Origin of the sequence: Ileibacterium valens (assembly GCF_001945525.1) — a bacterium.
GTDB classification, from domain to species: domain Bacteria; phylum Bacillota_I; class Bacilli_A; order Erysipelotrichales; family Erysipelotrichaceae; genus Ileibacterium; species Ileibacterium valens.
On sequence record NZ_MPJW01000202.1, the window covers coordinates 1 to 4,986 of the forward strand.

At 39.2% G+C, this 4,986-nt stretch carries 4 protein-coding genes and 1 rRNA gene; 3 read left to right on the forward strand and 2 right to left on the reverse strand.

The genetic code is table 11. From position 1 onward, the window contains the following. The first annotated feature begins 130 nt into the window (after positions 1-130). Both rrf and BO222_RS10855 read left to right on the forward strand, forming a co-directional pair. Positions 131-236: ribosomal RNA gene (rrf, locus tag BO222_RS10845) — 5S ribosomal RNA — on the forward strand. 741 nt (positions 237-977) lie between these two features. Beyond that, positions 978-1,721, forward strand: coding sequence for an HAD-IIB family hydrolase (locus BO222_RS10855; protein ID WP_158024602.1), 744 nt, complete (start codon positions 978-980; stop codon positions 1,719-1,721). Between the two features lie 138 nt (positions 1,722-1,859). Here BO222_RS10855 and BO222_RS10860 read toward each other — a convergent pair whose 3' ends face one another. Continuing rightward, positions 1,860-2,690, reverse strand: coding sequence for a histidinol-phosphatase (locus BO222_RS10860; RefSeq protein ID WP_075820820.1), 831 nt, complete (start codon positions 2,688-2,690; stop codon positions 1,860-1,862). A 519-nt stretch (positions 2,691-3,209) separates the two neighbouring features. Here BO222_RS10860 and BO222_RS10865 point away from each other — a divergent pair. Then, positions 3,210-4,466 carry an MFS transporter gene (locus BO222_RS10865; RefSeq protein ID WP_075820821.1) on the forward strand — a complete coding sequence of 419 codons (1,257 nt, stop codon included), beginning with the start codon at positions 3,210-3,212 and terminating at the stop codon, positions 4,464-4,466. 265 nt (positions 4,467-4,731) lie between these two features. Here BO222_RS10865 and BO222_RS10870 read toward each other — a convergent pair. Next, a partial coding sequence (locus BO222_RS10870; RefSeq protein WP_075818131.1) for a transposase occupies positions 4,732-4,986 on the reverse strand: 255 nt, incomplete at its 5' end.

Below are 4,986 nucleotides of genomic sequence, written 5' to 3' on the forward strand. Positions count from 1 at the left end.
AGAGATGCATGAAGTTGGCTGATACTAATCGGTCGAGGGCTTGATCGAAGCAAGCGAAGTGTAAAACACAAAGAACAAAGACAACAGACAAGAAGGATGTCGCTGATGTTTGGTTTTGAAAGATCCAAGGTGTGGTCTTGATGGCAGAATGGAAATACCCAGACACTTTTCGAACCTGGCAGTCAAGCATTCTAACGGCGACGATAGTGAACAGCGAAAATAGCAAGAGGCCATGCAAACAGAAAGCCGATCTGAGCAGAGTGAATCTCTTCAGGTCGGCTTTTTTTATGGTCTTATCAGGCTTGAAGATCGTTATAAAATTACTTCCGCAATCAAGAACGTTAGGAATCTTGATAAAACATTGTCGATCTGAGACTCAGAAACCGATTTTTTGATACTTTATTATCAACTTTGGCTTGATTCTTACGATTCAGGATTTGTACGAATAGAATATGGTTGAAAGAGAGGATAAGATGAATCACTTTTTAGCAACTGATTTTGATTAAAGCTCACTCAAAAAGCCGAACTGGCATTGAGTGAAGTATAGTCAGTCTGCAGAGAAATTTGCAGATAAAGAGAGTTTTGGAAATGAACTCCCGATCAACTGCCTGAAATGCTGGAAAATCCTAAAGCGAATTCAACGACAGCATAATCTTGAAAGACAGATCAGTGTGAACGTGGCGAAAGCAGAAAAAATGAATTCGATGGCATATGGTTAAATCCTAAGTGTTGAGAAATGGGCAATCAGCAGCCAAGCTCCGAACAGGAGAAGGTTCAACGACTATTCCTCTTGAGGGAAGTAGGATCAAGCGATCCGAAGTGGGCAGCCCCTAACACGTTATGGTGAGGGAGAAGATATAGTCTGTGCTTGTATGAAAATACAAGAAGTTCATCAGAGAACTGCATGAGGGGCAGCGCCTTCATGTGAACATGAATCGAGTTAGCTTCACAATCGGTTATGGTTGATGAAGTTTACTTTGAAAAAACAGGATACGCTTTACTTTCATGATGGCAGAGGCCTTCGCAAGGAAGACATTGAAGCCATAAAACAATTCCAGAGAGCCGGGAATAAATTTGGAGTCAACACTGGAAGATCGAAGTGCATGTATGATTACATTCAAGATATCGTAAATGACAAAATCGACTTCGATTTTAAAATTTTTGCCAACGGAAGCTGCATTCTCGATGAGGATGGAGAAGTGGTATATGAAAGATTTTTACCTGAAGATTTTCTTCGTTACGTAATGGAAAACATCCGCGGCATCCCCCTGACATTTCATCATCAGTCTGGGCTTTACTTTTCTGAAGCACCAGCCGGAGTGGTAGACAGCCCATATACTGTTATGGATTATGATTATTCCCTATTACCAGATTTGAAAATCTATGAACTATCCCTGGATTATTCCCTTCCAGACGCTCAGGATGTTATGGAAAAATTGGCCTCGTATCCAGGGGTCGTAGCGGCAAAGAATTCTAAATTCTGTGATTTTAATGCAGAAGGTACCTCTAAAGGAATCGGACTGGTCAAGGCAGCTGAATTATTTGGCTTTTCAAAAGAACAGACGGCGGCTATTGGAGATTCTTATAATGATATCCCTATGATCAGGGATGCCGAAGTTGGGTTTACTTTTCCTGAGTCTGATCAGCCGGTTAAAGACGCGGCAAATGTTTTATGTGATGGGATCAATGAAGCAGTAGATTATCTGATGAATAATGAGTAAGCTTTCAATAAATAAGTTTGGATTTTGACATCTTAAACAAATGAGTAGATTCTTAGAATGTCGAATACAGAATCGAAAAGTCGAATGAGGATCAAAGAACAAAAGGATATCCGGAACAAAAACGGATATCCTTTTTAATTAAGCAGAAAAATTTTCAATGGGTTCAGGAATGAATCCTTCATCGGTCAGTTTCATTAAGTGAGTGAAACCGGCTTTTTTTGCACGGTTTAAGCATTCATCGATATGACAATCGAGATAATTTCGGTCATGGCAATCTGTATTAATCACCAGTTTGGCATGATGATCAGCCATATATTTAAGTAAAGCATCAGAAGGATAAGCCGTTTCTCTGTTCTTACGGGCGATTGCTCCCGTATTCATCTCAAAGATCTTTCCCATATCAATGCCTTTTCGAATGCATTTTTTTGCGGGTTCTAAATACCAGTCTGCTTCGAATGGGAAATATTCTTCATGTTCGTTGAATTTGGAGATCAGGTCAACATGACCAACGATATCAAAGGTCTGAGTATCCATCATGTCTTCTACGCTCTGATAATAACCTTCTACCATCTTCTGGATGTCTCCATCATAAAAATCATCACGAATCTGTTCAAACTGAGCAATCGAATCATCGATTGGAATAATCTGATCACCTTGTTTCATGTAATGAACACTTCCGATTTTATAATCTAAATCTTCATCTTCAAAGGGGGCCATGCTGTCCTGTTCAATACCCAGGAAAATATGAATCTGATCTTTATATTTTTCTTTCACTTCCAAAATATCTTTCTTATAAGCGGCCTGGTTTTCTGCAGACATTGAAGTTCTGGCTAGTGGCTTGTTAGTTCCATGCCCGGAAAAGCCAAGCGTTGTAAATCCCTTATTGAGGGCAGCCTGGATCATTTCTTCGACGTTGTCTTTGCCATGATCATAAGAAGTATGGGTATGCAAATTCTGTTTGTTCATCATAGTCAACTGTTTCTTCCTTCTTTACTGCAGCCATGCTGCGTCTTTTGGATAGTTATAAATCCTACTCCCGCATTATGTTTTGTAAACTTAGATTCACAGTTTTCTGAAAATTAAACAGTTTTATTTCTGAAAGCTCATTCATTGTTTTACAGGATGATTTTTTGTTTTGTGAAAATCTTCAGTCTTTGATCAGGATGATTTTTTGGTCAATAACAGAATTATAAGAATCTAAATTCAGAACCTTAAATCAAATTGACAGAAGACTCGCGAACTCGAAGAAGTAAGAAATGAAAATGAACAAAATATTGCGATTCAAATTCATCGAATATCGAAGGCAAAAGAGAAGAAGTAAAAATTCAGGCTGAAAGAAGATTTCAGGAATAACTCATAAGAAAGATGACTTTTGTTAATGGCGTTTCCAGATTCTCATAAAGACTTCTCTAAGAGAACAGGGCAGACTATGATCATTTTGCTGCTGAACATCAGGCAGCCTAACATCAATTTCAGAGGTATTTGATCATGAAGAATCTTAGTTTACAAACACGCTATTCGATCGCACAGGGACTTTATTGGGCTGCAGGCTGTGCACTTTTTGGATTTGTCGCTGTTTTCTTAAAGGAGAAAGGATTGGGTAATACTGAAATCGGACTGACTGTTGGTCTGGCTTCTCTGGCTTCCTGTTGTCTTTCACCCCTGTTATCCTCCCTGGCTGCAAAGCACAATAAAATTTCCATTCAGGAATATCTGATTTTATTTTTGATCAAAACGATGATTCTTTTTTGCAGTTTATCACTGTTTGCACTGCCGGCCATCCTGACAATGGTTTTGTTTGGTTTGCTTTATTGTCTGAATGTATCAACCAATCCGTTTCTTTCTCAAATGGTTATGAACTATTCTCAGGAAGGCAAGAGGGTAGATTTTGGTTCTGCAAGAGGAATCGGTTCAATCTCCTATGCGATTGCAGCCGTTGTACTTGGACAATTGATCTCAGGGATTGGAGTTCATTTTCTTGGGTTGATCTATATGATTGGAATGGCTGCCTTAATCCTTCTGCTTCAATCGATGCCAAAAACCTATCCTGCTTCATCCGTAAAAAAAGAGGCGATTCGTCATCAGACGAAGAACAAAGAAAAATCATTCATCACCCGATATCCGCTTTTTTTCATTTTGTTAACAGGATTCAGCCTTTGCTTTATGGTATCGAGCTGCATGTCGACTTATATGATTAATATCATTGATAAAATCGGCATGTCACAATCGCTTCTGGGTGTTTGCTTGTTTATGATGGCAGCAAGTGAACTTCCAATGATGATGATGGCTCCTAGACTCAAGAGCCGTTTTGGTTTAATGCCAGTACTCCTGATTGCAGCTTTGGCTTATGGAGTCCGGAATATCTGTATTGCTACGGCTGATTCTATGATGATGCTGATCATTGGACTGATATTTCAGGGTATGAGCTATGGGGTCTTTACCGCATTGATAACAGATTATGCTGGAAGCGCTTTGGCAGCAGAGGATCGTATGCTTGGACAAAGCTGGATTGCCATTTCGACAACAGGCATCGGCGGTACGATTGGAAATCTTTTTGGAGGAATGCTGCAGGATGTATTCGGATTATCGGTACTTTTAAAATTATGCATTGTTATAACTGTGATCGGAATCATGATTGCTGTTTCTGGAATTTTAAGGGATTCTTCCTTCAGCGAAGATTTGACTCACTTGTTAAGAAGGAAAAAATCCTGTTATCGGGTAAATCAGCATTCATCGATTGGCTAATGGATCGGCATTTTCTCGATTGATTGTTGTTAATCATCGGATTCAACTTAGTGAAACTTAAATTCATTGATTTGTTTATAAATACTGCTATAAACGAAAAGGGGCTGTTAAATTTCGACTGATTTTTCATCAGCGAGATTTACAGCCCCTTTTTCTATGCTTTTTATCTGATTCAATCCTGTTTTATGATGTGTTTTTCCGCTCAAGTCAATTTTTGAACGCACTGAAAAGAGCCAAAACTCAAAAAGACTGTTTATAATCTTTTTCAGATTTCGCTTTTCTGCTCCTTTAATTTTCCATAACGTTCGAGTTCTGGGAAACTCATCCGATTTCTGTTGTTTAATTTTCTGATATTGTGTCCCATGGCCACAATAAGCACCTCAAATTTTACGTTTTCCAGTCCCCGGCGTCTCAATCGGCTGTATCTGTAGTTTTCTTTAAGATCTCCGAAGGTTCCTTCCGCCTGAATGCTCCGGCTGACCATAATCTCATGTCCTGCATCTGAAGACATGTTCTCCCG